The following is a 13,952-nucleotide window of genomic DNA, read 5'->3' as shown; positions in this document are numbered from 1 at the left end:
GAGTTCCCTGAGTCAACCTCTATGCCGCCAGAGCCGCCTCGGGATCCTGATTGATCTTGTTGTTGGCCCGATGGGTATCGGGGTCGTAGCAGGTGCCGGTGCGCCAGCAGGCCCACATCACCCGCAGCCAGGCGCGGGCGAGGATGCGGGCGGCGTGTGGATGGCGTTTCTTGTTCGCCCGCGCGTCGTTGTAGATCTTCGGAGCCCAGTCGCTTGCGTGCCTGCTGTTGTCGGCGTAGCCGACGACGGCCAGGCGGGCGCGACGGTTGGCCGCGTAACGGAAGGTCACCACGCGGGACTTGCCGGACGCCCGGGTGACCGGGACGACGCCGGTTTCGGCGATGAACTGTTCGCTGGTCTTGGAGCGTTCCAGGATCGGACCGATCTCGCCGACGATCTGCCCGAGGTTGACCGTCCCAATGCGGGGCATGGTCGCGAACAGCTGTGCGTAGGGGTGGGCGGCGACCGCGTCGGCGATGGCCTCGTCCAGCGAGCGGATCGTGGCCCGGATGCCCTTGACCAGCTGGACCTGGACACGGACCAGCTGTGCGATCACGCTGTCGCTGAGCCGGGAGGCCGGCTTCGGCGAGGACCGGAGGCGTTCGATGAGGACGCTTCCGGGCTTCTTGCCGGAGTAGCCGCGGCGCTTGCACCATGCTTCCAGGCGCCCGGCGGTGAGCTTGGCGGCCGCGGCTGGGGTGGGGTATCGCTCCAGGAACGCCAGGGCGATGTCGCTGTCGAGGCTGGAGAAGACGGCCTTGCCTCCGGGCCAGTGCGTATCCAGCAGCGCGGCGAGCTGGTTGATCGCGGCGATGCGGGCCGCGACGTGGTCGGCCCGCTGCCGGGTGAGGGCCTGCAGTTCCATCGTGACCTGCTCGGTCGGCTCCAGCCGGGGCAGGAAGTGCCCGTCGGTGCGCAGGTAGTCGGCGAGCTTGAGACTGTCCCCGGCGTCCGTCTTGGCCTTGGAGGCGCCCCAGCGCGGACGCATCGCGTGGAAGGCGTTGGGGTGCACCGGCACCACCGGGTGCCCGGCGGCCAGCAGCCGGTCCACCACCAGGCCGCGGGTGGTCTCGATGGCGACCGGAAGATCCGCCGGACTGCCGTGCTTCGCCAGTTTGGCCAGGGTTCGGGCGATGCCCTCCTCGGTGTGCGCGAGCTCCCAACGGGCAACTCGGGCACCGGAGTTGTCCATGACAGTCACGTCGTGGGTCTCGGTCGCCCAGTCCCATCCGATGAACACGAAAGAAGTACTCCTGTGTCGTGCGCGGAGCACCTGCCCGGTGGAGAGGACGTCTGCCGGAAGCTCATTAATCGGCCCTCTGCGGGGCGTGTCCCTGATGCCGATCAGACGGCCTCGGCCCGGCGGGGCTGGCACAACTCACAGTGGCCATCGAATGGCTCGCGCCACAAGCCATGCACCCACCGGGACCGAGAGGTCACAACCCTACCGAAGAGGGCTGCAGAAGGGATGGTCCCCTAATGAGCGCTGCGCCACAACCGCCGGGATCGCGAACGACGCGCGAACCGGCGTCACCTGCGGCGGCACGGGCATCTCGCCGGCCAATGCCGAGGCGAAGGGGTTCGACCGCTGCCCGCCTGGGGCCGCCGGGCGACCGGGGCGTGGGTACGGCTTGGGCTTCTCGAGAGCCCCGGGCCGTTTCGCCTTCTGCGCGAGCAGCACGTAGGTGTTCCACTGCACCGCGTCCACCAGGTCCGCGAGGATGTGCGACTGCACGTCCCAGCCGACGGCCTGTCGGCCGCCGAGCAGTGCGGCCATCACGGCCGCGTCATCGGGAAGGTTCTCGACAAGCGCCAGGACAGCGCGGGCCGACATCTCGCCGCGGAAGTACGCCAGCAGGTCTACCGAGTAGAACCGGCGCAAGTCCGCGTAGAGGGCGGCCCCGTGCTCGTCCAGCAGCCTGACGAGACTCAGGCTTCCGGGACCTCCGCGGCCTCCGTCCACGCCTCGAAGATCCGCGACCGGCCGTCCAGCGGCAGCTCGTCCAGGGCCGCCGCCATGGCCTTCTTGTCGGTCGCGACCGCCACGAGGGCGGCGTCCATGGCGTGAATCTTGGTGACGTCGGAGACCTTGTCGGAGCCGAGGGCATCGATGTGCGCCAGCACGGCCTTGAGGTCACCGCCCGGCACGGTCGCAAGCGGGCGCAGGTGGATGGTCTCGCCGTTCGGGCCGATGAACGTCAGGCCCTCGGCCGCCTTGCTCTCGGCTTCGGCCTTGAGGTCAGCGAAATTCAGGGTGGTCAAACTCGATCTTTCTCAACTGGCGCACCCAGCGGTGGAATCCACCACTGCGGGCGACGGGGCCGCGCGAAGCCGCGCGCGGGCGTTACGAGCCGACGCGGCGGGTCAGGAGGTTAGAGTGCGTACCGCTCGGTGACGGTGCCGGTCTTGCCGTCGTAGCCGAGGACGGTTGCCTTCACGGGTACCTCGGACAGGGCTGCCGGGTCCAGGGTGATGGAGTCGCCGCCGATCAGGGCCACCTTGGGGTAGTGCCAGGCAACCGCGTGGGTGCCGTCGGTGCCGACGATCAGCAGGGCCTTTTCCGTGGCCGCCGGATTCAGGGGGATGTTGAACCCGACCGGCTTCGAGGTGACCGGGTCCGTGATGACCGAGGCGTCACCCGCGCCGTAGTAGAGCTTGTACGTCTCGACCGTGAAATCCTCAAGGTTCACGGTCAGCGCGTACGTCTTCTTCGGGTTGGTCTGCTTGAGGTTGGGGTTCTGCCAGGAACCCAGCGTCTCGGCGTCGTCGCCGTCCACGCTCATCTCGATGCCGTTGTCCAGCGACGTGTTGCCCACATCCCGCCACACGGCGGACTTGGCCCCGTTCACCTGCGGCATGCTGGCGTTGGGGTCCTTCGGCTGGATCGGGAGCGCCGGCATGGGAGTGCCGACCGGGGCCACGTACACGTACCCCTGCGAGGGGTTGATGACGGGCTCGATCTTCTCGGCCAATGGCCGCCTTTCAGGTCATGCAACAGCCCGCCCGGAACGAACTCCGGACGGGCTGTGTCGTTCACGAATTGTCGAAGTGCGGCGGCCGACCGCCCTGGGAGCCACGGTTCTTGCGGTTGCCGCCTGTGATGGCAATGCCGCGCGGAGGACTGCACCTGATCGGGTGGTTCTCGCAAGCGAACGCCGCTCACGCCTGGATGTAGGGGCAGTGATGATCTGGCGGCGTGTGGCCGCTCGTGGTCGAGACGGAGGACGAACACATGGTTGTGAACATCCCGCAGTTGATCTTCGAAGCAGCTCTCAAGCTCATGTCCAACAAGTCCATCACTCCGAAGGAAGCCGTCGCGCAGGCGAAGAAGAACATCCCGGGAGCGGCCCTCATCGACACCACAGCAGTTGAGAAGAAGCTCCAAGATCACGTTGACAAGCAGAAGAAGGAGGAAGCGGCCCTGGACGACTCCGTCGGCATGCCTGTCGGAGAGATCGACATTCCGCCCGTCGAGTCCACTGGCGACTGAGCACCGCCGCTGACCTGGGGATTTACCAGTTAGTGGCGGTGTCGCTCATGGGTCTAGCCCGCCCATTGATGGGTGATGCGCGTGGACCACGCGTCAGCGCCCTTGACGGACACGTCATACGCATAGACCTGGCCGCGCGTCGGGCTCGCCTCGGGAGCCACGTACGCCTGGAAGTAGCCGTACGGGTTGGGCGGACGGCCGCCTGTGTTCAGGGACTTGATCAGTGCGCCGTTCTTGAACACGCGGACCGAGTAGTCGTCGTAGCCGGCGATCGGCAGCCACAGCACGCGGACCTCGTTCCACGCGCCGCCGTCGCGCCAGACCTGTACGTCCTTCGGGGCCTGGGGGCGCGGCTTTGGCGAGGCCAGGACGACGGAGAAGGAGACGCGGCGCTGCATGCGGTCCTCGAACCAGCCCTCGAAGCGCGTCGCCGTCCCCGGATAGGTGTGCTGGCAGGTCACCGCTGCGCCGTCCGCGGGGACCGTCACGGCTTCAGTGGCCATCAGTCACCCCAGTTGATCAGGCCCTTGCCCACCACGGCGTTGCGGATGGTGGCCGACACCTTGCGCGGGTCGTCCTCGAAGTAACCGATCTGGACGTCCAGCTCGCGCGGGAGCCGCACGGTGACCGAGGCAGTGGCCGTGTGGCCCTCGAAGCCGTTCGCCTTCCACGAGGGCACCGTGACCGTGATGGTCCGCTTCCCCTCGGAGGTGAAGGCGTGGCGCTCGGTGAGCTTGCCGCCGGAGACGGTGGGGGTGGCAGGCTTCGAGCCGTCGCCCCAGTCCACCGTCACGCCCGGCTTGACGCCGCTCGCTGACAGCACGCCTTCGAAGTTCGAGCCGGGGTCCATCGCCCAGGAGATTTCCACCGGCAGGATCGGTTTCGTCTGCACGGTGCGGGTGTTGCCGTCCGCGTCGGTCACGGTGACCGTGTGCGGACCGAGCTTCTTGTACTCGTGCTCGACCACGTACGGGTCCGAGCCGATATCGATGTCGGCCACCTGGCCGTCTCCCCAATCAAGTCGCGCGGGGCCGGCGGCTGCGCCGGCTACCTGCGCGCGGTAGTGCCTAGAGTTCGACCCATTGACAGCCAGGGCCAGAGCGAAAGGGCGCGGCTCCGGCGCGGCGAGCAGGGGGCGGGCGTTGACCTGGTAGGTCGCGGTGAAGCGGAAGACTTCGGGGTTGCCGGTGGTCAGGCCGTCGCCCGTCATGAATGGGCCGGTCACTTCCGTGAAGTGCGCGAGATGGCCGTCCGCGCCCCGGTACTGGTCCCGGCATGCGGCCAGGAGCGCGCCCCGGGCCTGCCGCGCGAGCAGTGAGGCCGCGGCGCGGGAGCCGGCCAGGGTCTGCACGGTGAACATGCCGGAGTCGATGAACCGGGGGTCACGCGCCTTGCCGCCCACCCGGCGGGCCACCACCAGCGGCAGCAGCGCCGCCCACTGCTGCGGCATCGCCACCCGCACCTGCGTGCCGGTGGGAAGGTACGCGCGCAGCGCGTCCAGGACGAGCGCTTCAGAGTCGGGCAGGACGTACAGGGATCACCTCCGGCTCCGGGGCCCACGACCCGCGCCCACCACCTGCTCGACCGCGTGAATGCCCTCGACCCACGCGCCCTCCTTGGTGAAGTGGCCGTAGTTGATCGAGGCGCTGTTGCGGTCTTCGAGGTTCACGGCGTAGCCCTTGCGGAGCCGACGGACCTTGATGCCGTGCTCGAACGCGCCGGTCTTGCGGTGAGGTGCGGCCACAGCCTTGATCTCGCCCGCCATGACCGTGGCGTGGCTCTTGAGGTTCTGCATCACCCCGGGCAGGCCCGCCATCGTCTTATTGATGCCCGGCTTCACGTACGCCACCGCTGCCCCCTTCGATCACGGCCGACAGGTAGCGGGTACGGCGCGACGCCCCGTGAACGCGCGGTGGGTCCACGACATGCCACGGCTCACCATCCACCTCGACCCGCGCCCACACCCGCACGGCTTCACACGACCCCATGAGCACCTTCAGGCGCACCGGGGCTGCCCAGCCCGTCGCAACCCCTTCGGGGGCGTCCATGGGCTGTGCGAACGCGCGGACGGTCACCGGCTCGCCCAGGCCCGGGGCCGTGCCGCCGTACCCGTCGTCCGCCTCGGCCGGCGGGAAGATCCGCAGTTCGACGGGGGCCCGGCGATGGAAGATCACACCAGCCCCCGCTGGTCTGCCGGGTCCGGGTACGGGTAGCCAGCGGGCCGGTCCGTGAGGAGCACGGCCCGCACGGTCTCCAGCGAGCGCATCGCGTTACGGCCGGACAGTCGCTCGATGAGCAGCTGCTCACCCTTCGACAGCGAGCCGCCCACCGCGCCCTGCTCGGGCATGCGGTAGCTGTACTCACCCGCCGATTCCGATACGAAGCCTTCGGGGTTGCGGACCCGGCGTTCGGCCACGGCCAGGACGACGGCTCGCACAGCCGGCGGGACCGGACGGGGGCGGCCGTCGATGACCGCGCCCCAGCTCGGATTCCCGTATGCGCGGACGATAGCGGACGCGTCGTCCAGGGCGGCCTCGGCCTGCTGCCTGTCGGCTCCGGTGAAGGTGCCGCCGTAGCGGCGTTCGAGGTCGGCCAGTGTCGCCAGGGGCCCCGCGGACTGCGAGTCCGTCATCGGGCCGCCTTACGCCTTGGTGCCGTTGCCCTTGAGGGTGATGGGCACGTACCGGGGGAACTCCGGGGCGTTCGTGATCGGGTCGGTGCCCTGGAACAGCGCCTTGGCGCCCACGAAGACGTCGCAGATCGATAGGTCCGACAGACCGGCGGTGTCCCAATCCTGAATCCAGCGCATCGCGTAGCCCTGGTAGGACTCGGAGCCGGAAAACTTCGCGCCCATCGACGCCTGCGGGGCGCGGACAGCCAGGGCGAACGCCTCGCGGGTCATGGCCAGCGCGCCGCCCTTGAGGTAATTCGACTTGAAGACCTCGAAGTTGAGGATGTTGCCGACGCGCGCGTTGCGGATCGCCTCGGTGCTGCCGCTCTCGTTGACCTTGACGAAGATGTCGTCCTTGAGCAGCTCGCCGTAGAAGGCCGGGGAGACGACCAAGACGCGCCCGGTGTCCGGGACGTTGGCCTCGTCCATGGTGACGCCGGCCGCGATGATGGCCTCGCGCAGCGCCTTGGCCTTGGCCGGGTCCACGGTGCCGGCCTCGGGCACGGCCTTGATCGCAGCGTTCATCGGGGCCGCAATGGCCGCCTCGACACGCTCACCGATCTTGCGGACCTGCGGGGCCAGGACCTGAGCGGCGAAGCTCTCCAGGTCCAGCGACAGCTCCCGGGAGGTCACCTTGACCGGGTGAATGAAGTGGTGGTCCAGCCGGATCTGTACCGAGGACTCGCGGATATCGAGGTAGCCCTGGGTGCCGGTGCCCACCGTCGGGGTGGCGGTGCCGGCGTCGTGCGCATCCTGCGTCTGACCGGGCTTCTTGACGTTGACGACGTTGCCGACGCCGCCGGCGAACTCGGACTCGGCGCTGCGGTGGACCAGACGGCCAAGAACCAGCTCGGCGGCAAGGAGGGACAGAGCCTGCCGGGCGACCTTGCCGCCCGCGTTCTCCGTAGTGATGAAGCTATGAGCCAAGGGGTGGTGCAACTACTTTCGGGTGTGCAAAAGCCCCTGCCAACGGCAGGGGCCGGGAAAGGAGTTCGCGCGGTCAGAAGCTGACGGCGCGAATGCGGCGAGTGATCGCCTCGGGGTCGTGCTCGGCCGGGGCATCGGGGTCCAGCCCGCCCTTGCCGGTGACCGGCTTGGGGGCGACGAGCGCGGCGAGCGTGCGCGCATCGGCCGCGATCTCCTCGGGCGTCTCGCCCTGAAGGCGTGCCGCGAGGTCGGCGGGAAGGTTGACCCGCGCCGCTTCCTGCTGCCGGATCACCGACACTTCGAGGTGTGCCAGCCGGTCCTTGAGCCCTGCGGCTTCGGCGTCCGCCGTCTTGACCGCGTCCGCGAGCGTCCGCGCCTCGGCCTGAGCCTTCTCGTACAGCGCGCGGTAGTCCACCGCGGGCTCGGCCGGCTCCCCCGTCGGGGCGGGCTCAGGAGTCGGAGGGTCGGCGGGGGCGGGCTCCTTGCCGCCGAATGCTTCGGCTGGCGTCGGGGCCTGGGTCGCCTGCGGCTGCTCGGGGGCCTCCACCGGGGTCTGCTCGCTCACGTGGTGCTGCTCTCTTTCTCAAGTTCTCGACGCCATTCGGCCAGCGTCAGGCCGTCCTTGGACTTCTCGCGCCACAGCCGCATGTAGCGCTGGTTCGCTTCGGGGAGCGTGTGGCTGCGAGAGAAGATCGGGCGCGGCTGGCAGTGGCAATCGGGGTGGTACCGCTGCCCGTCCGACATGCTGGCCGTCGCAGCCGACTTGTAGACCGCGCCCCGGCTGGCCAGCATCGCGCACCAGGCGCACGGGTCGGCGTCGGTCTCGCGGTAGTAGCCCAGCGCCTTCGGGTCTCCGCGCACGGCTTCGGCCAGGGCCTCGCGCCCGCCGTCCTCGGCGATCTGTGATCCGGTACGCGCGGCTTCCTGCCGGGCCGTGTTCATGGCCTCGGCCAGTTCCTTCTCGAACTCCGGGTCATCGAGCCGGCCCCGCCGCTCGGCCGCCCCACTCTCCTTGTCCAGGCGGGCGGTCACCTCGCGGTGGAACGCACCCTCGGCGCGCCGCTGTTCGGTGCGCTCGTCGTAGCCGGCCCACGGGGAGTCATCGACCAGCAGGTGGCCACCGCGGCTCGCGCTGCCGGCCTGCTGTCCGGTCGCGCGGTTGAACTCGCGCCACAGCCCTTCGAGGGTCGGGCCCTCGGCCGTGGCCGCGCCGGGCAGGTTGACGACCGTGCCGGTCTCCAGCGCGCGCAGCAGCCGGTAGAAGGCAACGGCCAGGCCGTAGGACTTCCGTCGGCCCCGGGCGACGCGGGCCCGGTACTCGCGGCCCAGCGGCCCCGCACCGGCTCGTACGGCCTGCCCGGAGACGCCGGCCAGCCACGCGGAGAGGTCGGTGGCGACCTCAGCGGCTATGCGCTCCTGCGCCCGCCGGTACGCGGCCGTTGCCCGTCGCGCTTGCTCGCTCGTCGCCATCGCTCACCCCCTCGCCGGGGGCCTTGGCCTGCTGGCTCGCGGCGATCTCGCGCAGCTGCGCTTCCTGCGCACGCTTCCATTCCTTGACCGACTCGTCGATGTCGGCCTGAGTGAAGCCCGGTACCTTCCGCAGGACGATGCCCAGCGGGACACCCATCTGCGACAGCTTCAAACCGGCGTCGGCGGCCTGAGCGAAGGACCGGTTGCCCCGGTCCGCCCACACGACCTCGGACTCCTCGTCCTCGAAGCCGGCCCGGTCGCCGGCCACCAGGGCGCACAGCCTCATGACCGATTCCCAGCTCTCGCCGAGGGCGGCCTGTACTTCGGCCACCTTGCGCATGAACGCGGACTCGGCCGCGGCGAGTGCATCGGCGGCCATGTTGACCATGTCCGACATCACGTAGTGCGGGGGTGTCTCCGTGACCATGCAGGCGTGCTTGACCGTCATGGCTATGGAGTCCTGAAGATCCTTCGTGGACTGCGCGGGCAGCTGCCCGAACTCCGTCTCGGCGTTCGGGGAGACCAGCAGCGTGGAGGGGTCCAGGACCGGCGGGAGGAACTTCGGCTGCCCGTCCTCGTCCCGGACCGGATCGCCGTACTCGTCCAGCACCTCCACCGGCGCAAGGCCGGTGGCGAACCGGATCGCGAACGCCCCGTAGTGCTGGGCGATGAGCATGTTCAAGGTCATCTGATTGATGCGGTCCTGCGTGGTCATGACCCGCTCGACCAGCCCCTGAGTGCGGCCCTGCAAATCGACCGCCGGCGCGAACCGCACCACCGGGCAGACGCCCAGGCCGTGCGGCTCGACCTTGACCACCTTCGGGTCGCCTGCCTCGAAATCCAGGTGATACACGGCCTGGTCGTCGACGAGTCGGCCCGTGTGCGGCTCCTGCCCGCCGTCGCCGGGGACCGCGTCCAGGTGGAGGGCGTAGAGGGGGAACTGGTCGAAGGTGGGGTCCTCGTAGACCGCCACCATCTTCACCGCGTCATACGCGCGCACCTGCGGCCGGTCCCGCTTCTCCCCTGGCCGCATGCCGGGCAGGACGGTCACGTACGAGTGGCCGACCGCGAGTGCGCCCCGGTGGACCTGGTGCTGCCGCTGGTCCAGCCGGTTGGCCTGCCACCACTTCCACTCGGGCGCGTTGGTGTCGCTGCCCGAGCGGCGGTAGCCGTCCACGCCCATGGCGTTGGTCGGCGCGTCCACGATCAGCGGGACGATGTTGTCGAAGGACCGCTTCACCAGGGCCCGGAACTCCGGGTTGGCCTTCTTCGGGATGAACGGTGCGCGGTGGTAGCCCCGGAGATACCGGTCGGCCAGGTTCAGCCGCTCGTAATCCCGCTGGATCAGGCCACGAGCATGGCGTGCGCGCTGCGTGAGCACGCTCGCGACCTCGGTCAAGCTGTCAATACCCTTCGTACGCGGTCATCTGTGCCACCGCGCGCTGTGGCTTGAGCTTGCCGGACTCGATCAGTCGCCGGCGAGCGATCCAGCACAGCAGCAGCGCTGCGTACGCATCGACCTTGTGTCGGCTCTCGCGCGACTCCTTGCGGAAGCTGATGCCGTACTGATTCGGCCGCTTCCGGGCGCTCTCCACGTGCCTGCGCAGCGTGAAGTGGCCCTGATGCAGGAGCTGGTGGGCTTCGATGGCCCCCACCATGGCCATGTTCTCCGTGGTGATCTCGCGCTGATTGGCGCGCATGTCGTACCCCACCGCGGACCGCACGTTCGAGCGGATCAGCAGCTTCGGCCCGTACTTCTCGGACCACTGGGCGGTGTAGGTCTCCCAGAACGCGACGTCCGACAGGAACGCGGTCACGTTGTAGGTGGCGAACGCGTTCGCCACGGCGTCGCTGACGACTTCCTTGTCCACCTGCCAGCCCTTGCCGGCGGGACCGTCCGGCTTCTCCCACACACCCAGCGGAACGCACATCGCATCCCGCACGCGCATGACCACCAAGGCTGTACTGTCGTCGGATTCGCCGCCATCGAGACCCATCACGATGCGGTCACCCGGCCGCAGGTCCCGGCCCTCGACCTCGCACCGGCCCCAATCCTCGGGATCGACCAGCGCGTCCTCGGCCACCGTCGTCTGATTCAGGTACTTGCGGCGGGACTCGTCCTCGGTGGTGGAGGCGGACCAGATCTCCGGCATGACGCGGTCGGGGTTGACCCAGACCGCGTCACCGCGAGCGCACAGCAGGGCGGCGTGCAACTGCTTCTCGTCGCCCAGGTCCACGCCCGAGGGCGCTTCCACGCTGTCGTAGTACAGGCCCGTGGACCGGTTCTTGCCGTCGCGCTGCTTCTGGTAGTCGTACAGCGTGTTCTCAGCAACGCTGTCCTCGCCGATGACCGGGGCGTTGGTGATCTCCATGTACCGGCCGGAGACCTTGGCGCAGTTGGCGCGGATCGTCGCTGCCAGCTTCGGCCCGTGGTTGCCGGTGACCCAGTGCCACGTCTCGTTCATCAGGGCGAAGCTCGGGCGCCCGCCTTCGGCGGCCCGGTAGCTCGAGGCCTTCGCTTCCAGCCGACACCGCCGGCCGTCCGGCAGTGTCGCGTAGCACTTCTCCTGGCCGAGATCGACCGCGTACTTGGCGATCGTCTCGTCCGTCAGCAACCCCAGCAGGGCCGACATGGTGTTGGTGTTCTGCGTTGCCGACGTGGCGAAGATCTGAACCCACGGCTCCTTCGCCGGCACACCCCGGGGCGAGCCGTCGGCACGCCAGCCGCCGAAGCGGCACGGGCCCATCAGCTCCGCCCAACAGACCGAGGCCATCTTGGGGTCCTTGCCCCACCCCTTCAGACGCCGCAGCGTCCCCGAGGTGTAGACGAACTCCCCCTCGGCGTCGATGGCGTACCACCGGGCGAGGATGCGCACCTGCTCCGGGGTGTACCGCCAGTCGGCCCGGAAATGCCGGGCCGTCCACCGCAGGATGTCCCGGGCCAGAGTCAGCTCGGGGACGGTGTCTTCGACGGTCCGCACGGGGGCGAAAACCGGCGCGGGCAAGCGCCACCCCCGTTCGGTTCAGTCGGTCATGTGCTGGTCCCCGCGTCGCGTTGGGCCTCGGCTTCCAGCCGGGCCAGGAGTGCCAGCGGCATGTCTCCCGAGCAGACGGTGAACGGCCGCGTCATGTCGTGCGCCCACAGGGCCCGCGCCTGCTCGTGCGTCACGCCGCGATCGAGGCAGGCCCCGTAATAGGCGATCGTCCGCGCGATGCGCAGCGCCTCGTTCGACGGGCCACCCGAGGCTCGCGTCTTGCGGCGGGCCATCAGCGGCGACCCGCCCACCGGGCACCCGCAGCGGAACGGGAGTTGTGCCCGCGCTCCGCCCCGTCACCTTCACCGCGGACCTTCGCCAGCAGCGCGCCGGCGGCCTGCCGGAGCTGCCGGGCCTCCGTGATGCCGGGGTGCAAGACGAACATGCCGGCGCGGTTGCCGCCGGGCACCATCTGGCCCTCGCGGCGAACGAGGTCATCCAGCGACGCGGCGCGCGCCAGCATGGACGCGGCGATGTCGATCGCCGCCAGATCCGCCGGCTCCAGCTCCAGCTCGACCTCGAAGCCGGCCACGAGGGCGGCGCGGATCTTGTCCGCATCCTTCAGCTTGGGATCGATGCGCATGGGTCACCTCGGATCTCAGTACGTGGAGAAAGCGCCTCTTGACCAAGCGGCACAAGGGCTCAAGGGGCGAAAAAGGAAGGCTCCGCGATCGCACAGAAACCGAGCTGCTGTCACGCCCCGGTCAGGAAGAATCAAGATCAGGGAGCCACCCCCCTGGGCCAGCCACGTTCGCGATCACTCAACAACATCTCGTCACACGTCGCGCGCGACAAACGATCAATCATGTTGAAGCGACAGCGAGCGAGCGTGTCGCGCCACCAGGAGCGGCAGCACCTCAGCCCCGCCCACCAAGGGCACGCCTCGCCGGGCACCACACCCAGGCACCGCCCCAGCAGGGCGACGTGGACCGCGCGGTCCAACAGCGTGTTGGCGACACAGTGAGCGTTACCCAGCCGCCCCTCCACACCCACCGCCACGCGCTCCGCGCGGGCCACCTGCCCCACCACACCCAGGGGTACGCACGGGGGCCTGATCGGGAACCACCCCACGGACGTTCCCGCAGACCACGGGGGCTACAACGCCCCAGGGTGGGCCCTTCGACTGCGGGGCACTTCTCGGGCCTCACGCACCCGCCTTCGGCCGGCCGCTGCTTCCTGCGCCGTCTTACGGGCGTGGTGCCAGCGACACAGCGACCACAGCGCCTCGGGCCGGTGGTCGTGCGGGTCGAAGCGGTGATCCACCTCGGACGCCTCCTCGAAGCACGGGAGACCTGTGTCGTACCGGACCCATTGACACAGGTGAGCGTCCCGCAGCAGGACGCCGGCACGGATGCGCGGCCAGTTGCGCGGGAGTTGGGTGCGGCGGGTGCTGGTGGACCAGCTACCGCTCAGGAGCGTCCCCCAACGGTCAGCTCAGGGCACCCGAGGACAGAACAAGGGGGGCGGGGCCTACTGGGCATGGGGGATCACCTCCTGACAGAGGGGGCATGAGGCAGAAGCCGAGGGACACTGCGGCGAGCACTCCAGTACGGAGCAGCAGGCATGGCAGGGAAGGATGCCCGGATGGATGACTGCTTGAGTTATGCCAGTTACGCCCGTCGGCAGCGCATGAAGAACAGCCCCACGCTCGGCCTGCAAGTCCCCCTGGCCGACGCATCCCGTCCCTATACAGAAACGGATTGGGAGGTGCCGGACGAAGTGACGGAAGTTATCCGCAAAGTTGAAGGTGAAGGTTGGAAGCTGGTCGAGATAGGCGACTTCTCCCCATTCGGAGTATTTGTGGGCTTCCGCCCAGCCAAACGCTAGCCAACCGTGCCCGTGCGTTCTGGTCGCCGCTGCCCAGTCACCCACGGCGCGACGGACGGATTCGGACCGCCACCACCGCCGTGTTGAGTGCCGACGACCAGCCGGGCCTAAGGCCGTCCGTGGATGAGGATAGCCGTGGGTGACTGTCCAGTGGACACGGGAATAAGGCGGTGTTTGGCTGGTGGCATCCGCTCTCACCAGATCTAGGAGTGATCATGAGCGTTGCAGACGAGTTCGGCGCGCGCGCCCAGCAGATGCGCCAGAAGGCGGAGCAACTGGAGCAGGCCGCGGAGCGTGCCTCGGACCCGGCGGAGCGTGAGCGTCTGAAAGAGAAGGCCCGCCGACTCCAGGAACAGAGCAAGCAGGCGAACGACAGCAGCGGCATCGACCCCATGTGACGGGCCTGCGCGCGTACCGGCCGGTGACTGACCACCCCGCGGAGCAAATGGGACGAGAGCGATGCCGCAGCGGGCCAAGTCCAGTCCCCCGCCCGGGGCCGAACCGTGGGAGGAGAGTCACCACGGGACCGCAC

General features: G+C 69.1%; 19 protein-coding genes. 3 read left to right on the top strand and 16 right to left on the bottom strand.

Annotated elements, in window-relative coordinates:
- Positions 1-19: 19 nt before the first annotated feature.
- The 4 genes from DXZ73_RS06755 to DXZ73_RS06740 form a co-directional block, all read right to left on the bottom strand.
- A complete protein-coding gene (locus DXZ73_RS06755; protein WP_116210102.1) occupies positions 20-1,240 on the bottom strand; it encodes an IS110 family transposase in 1,221 nt (406 codons plus the stop codon).
- 204 nt (positions 1,241-1,444) lie between these two features.
- Entirely contained in the window at positions 1,445-1,963 is a 519-nt protein-coding gene (locus DXZ73_RS06750; RefSeq protein WP_116210101.1) for a hypothetical protein, read from the bottom strand.
- Positions 1,930-2,262 carry a hypothetical protein gene (locus tag DXZ73_RS06745; RefSeq protein WP_116210100.1) on the bottom strand — a complete coding sequence of 111 codons (333 nt, stop codon included), beginning with the start codon at positions 2,260-2,262 and terminating at the stop codon, positions 1,930-1,932. The genes DXZ73_RS06750 and DXZ73_RS06745 overlap by 34 nt, the downstream gene beginning before the upstream one ends.
- Before the next feature lie 110 nt (positions 2,263-2,372).
- Positions 2,373-2,972, bottom strand: a complete 600-nt coding sequence (locus DXZ73_RS06740; protein WP_116210099.1) for a hypothetical protein — start codon at positions 2,970-2,972, stop codon at positions 2,373-2,375.
- Positions 2,973-3,232: 260 nt separating this feature from the next.
- Here DXZ73_RS06740 and DXZ73_RS06735 point away from each other — a divergent pair, with 260 nt between their 5' ends.
- Positions 3,233-3,490, top strand: a complete 258-nt coding sequence (locus tag DXZ73_RS06735; protein WP_162890084.1) for a hypothetical protein — start codon at positions 3,233-3,235, stop codon at positions 3,488-3,490.
- Between the two features lie 53 nt (positions 3,491-3,543).
- Here the strand turns inward: DXZ73_RS06735 and DXZ73_RS06730 are convergent, their stop codons facing one another.
- From DXZ73_RS06730 to DXZ73_RS06675, 12 genes are all read right to left on the bottom strand, one after another.
- Positions 3,544-3,993 (bottom strand): hypothetical protein, encoded by a 450-nt coding sequence (locus DXZ73_RS06730; RefSeq protein ID WP_116210097.1) that lies wholly within the window; start codon positions 3,991-3,993, stop codon positions 3,544-3,546.
- Positions 3,993-4,940, bottom strand: coding sequence for a hypothetical protein (locus tag DXZ73_RS38750; RefSeq protein WP_205519125.1), 948 nt, complete (start codon positions 4,938-4,940; stop codon positions 3,993-3,995). Before DXZ73_RS38750 ends, DXZ73_RS06730 begins: the two co-directional genes overlap by 1 nt.
- A gap of 87 nt (positions 4,941-5,027) precedes the next feature.
- Positions 5,028-5,339 (bottom strand): DUF5403 family protein, encoded by a 312-nt coding sequence (locus DXZ73_RS06720; RefSeq protein ID WP_162890083.1) that lies wholly within the window; start codon positions 5,337-5,339, stop codon positions 5,028-5,030.
- Complete coding sequence (locus tag DXZ73_RS06715; RefSeq protein ID WP_116210095.1) at positions 5,311-5,664, bottom strand: hypothetical protein; 354 nt, start codon at positions 5,662-5,664, stop codon at positions 5,311-5,313. The genes DXZ73_RS06720 and DXZ73_RS06715 overlap by 29 nt, the downstream gene beginning before the upstream one ends.
- Positions 5,661-6,122 (bottom strand): hypothetical protein, encoded by a 462-nt coding sequence (locus tag DXZ73_RS06710; RefSeq protein ID WP_116210094.1) that lies wholly within the window; start codon positions 6,120-6,122, stop codon positions 5,661-5,663. Before DXZ73_RS06710 ends, DXZ73_RS06715 begins: the two co-directional genes overlap by 4 nt.
- A gap of 9 nt (positions 6,123-6,131) precedes the next feature.
- A complete protein-coding gene (locus DXZ73_RS06705) occupies positions 6,132-7,088 on the bottom strand; it encodes a P22 phage major capsid protein family protein (RefSeq protein ID WP_162890082.1) in 957 nt (318 codons plus the stop codon).
- Between the two features lie 73 nt (positions 7,089-7,161).
- Entirely contained in the window at positions 7,162-7,653 is a 492-nt protein-coding gene (locus DXZ73_RS06700) for a hypothetical protein (protein WP_116210092.1), read from the bottom strand.
- Positions 7,650-8,558, bottom strand: a complete 909-nt coding sequence (locus DXZ73_RS37955) for a hypothetical protein (RefSeq protein ID WP_162890081.1) — start codon at positions 8,556-8,558, stop codon at positions 7,650-7,652. The genes DXZ73_RS06700 and DXZ73_RS37955 overlap by 4 nt, the downstream gene beginning before the upstream one ends.
- Positions 8,488-9,957 (bottom strand): phage portal protein, encoded by a 1,470-nt coding sequence (locus DXZ73_RS06690; RefSeq protein ID WP_162890080.1) that lies wholly within the window; start codon positions 9,955-9,957, stop codon positions 8,488-8,490. Before DXZ73_RS06690 ends, DXZ73_RS37955 begins: the two co-directional genes overlap by 71 nt.
- A gap of 4 nt (positions 9,958-9,961) precedes the next feature.
- A complete protein-coding gene (locus DXZ73_RS06685; protein ID WP_116210089.1) occupies positions 9,962-11,563 on the bottom strand; it encodes a terminase in 1,602 nt (533 codons plus the stop codon).
- 26 nt (positions 11,564-11,589) lie between these two features.
- Positions 11,590-11,826: a hypothetical protein gene (locus DXZ73_RS06680; RefSeq protein ID WP_162890079.1), complete on the bottom strand. Its 237-nt coding sequence runs from the start codon at positions 11,824-11,826 to the stop codon at positions 11,590-11,592.
- On the bottom strand, positions 11,826-12,176 hold the full coding sequence (locus DXZ73_RS06675) for a hypothetical protein (RefSeq protein WP_116210087.1): 351 nt from the start codon (positions 12,174-12,176) through the stop codon (positions 11,826-11,828). The genes DXZ73_RS06680 and DXZ73_RS06675 overlap by 1 nt, the downstream gene beginning before the upstream one ends.
- Positions 12,177-13,156: 980 nt before the next feature.
- Between DXZ73_RS06675 and DXZ73_RS37950 the strand changes: the two genes are divergently transcribed.
- Both DXZ73_RS37950 and DXZ73_RS06660 read left to right on the top strand, forming a co-directional pair.
- Positions 13,157-13,420: a hypothetical protein gene (locus DXZ73_RS37950; RefSeq protein WP_162890078.1), complete on the top strand. Its 264-nt coding sequence runs from the start codon at positions 13,157-13,159 to the stop codon at positions 13,418-13,420.
- A 215-nt stretch (positions 13,421-13,635) separates the two neighbouring features.
- The gene (locus DXZ73_RS06660) at positions 13,636-13,818 is read left to right on the top strand and encodes a DUF6381 family protein (RefSeq protein WP_116210084.1); all 183 of its coding nucleotides are present in this window, start codon (positions 13,636-13,638) and stop codon (positions 13,816-13,818) included.
- The last annotated feature ends 134 nt before the right edge of the window (positions 13,819-13,952 follow it).

It is taken from the genome of Streptoverticillium olivoreticuli subsp. olivoreticuli, from assembly GCF_003391135.1.
In the GTDB taxonomy this organism is placed as follows: Bacteria; Actinomycetota; Actinomycetes; order Streptomycetales; family Streptomycetaceae; genus Streptomyces; species Streptomyces blastmyceticus.
The sequence above is the reverse complement of the archived record's forward strand: the minus strand, read 5'-3'. Positions and strand labels throughout refer to the sequence as shown.

Bases quoted from the DNA above. Each gene is read 5' to 3' on its own strand.
- DXZ73_RS06735 (WP_162890084.1), top strand. From the start codon at position 3,233: ATGGTTGTGAACATCCCGCAGTTGATCTTCGAAGCAGCTCTCAAGCTC.
- DXZ73_RS06730 (WP_116210097.1), bottom strand. From the start codon at position 3,993: ATGGCCACTGAAGCCGTGACGGTCCCCGCGGACGGCGCAGCGGTGACC.
- DXZ73_RS38750 (WP_205519125.1), bottom strand. From the start codon at position 4,940: ATGCCGCAGCAGTGGGCGGCGCTGCTGCCGCTGGTGGTGGCCCGCCGG.
- DXZ73_RS06710 (WP_116210094.1), bottom strand. From the start codon at position 6,122: ATGACGGACTCGCAGTCCGCGGGGCCCCTGGCGACACTGGCCGACCTC.
- DXZ73_RS37955 (WP_162890081.1), bottom strand. From the start codon at position 8,558: ATGGCGACGAGCGAGCAAGCGCGACGGGCAACGGCCGCGTACCGGCGG.
- DXZ73_RS06680 (WP_162890079.1), bottom strand. From the start codon at position 11,826: ATGGCCCGCCGCAAGACGCGAGCCTCGGGTGGCCCGTCGAACGAGGCG.
- DXZ73_RS06675 (WP_116210087.1), bottom strand. From the start codon at position 12,176: ATGCGCATCGATCCCAAGCTGAAGGATGCGGACAAGATCCGCGCCGCC.
- DXZ73_RS37950 (WP_162890078.1), top strand. From the start codon at position 13,157: ATGGCAGGGAAGGATGCCCGGATGGATGACTGCTTGAGTTATGCCAGT.
- DXZ73_RS06660 (WP_116210084.1), top strand. From the start codon at position 13,636: ATGAGCGTTGCAGACGAGTTCGGCGCGCGCGCCCAGCAGATGCGCCAG.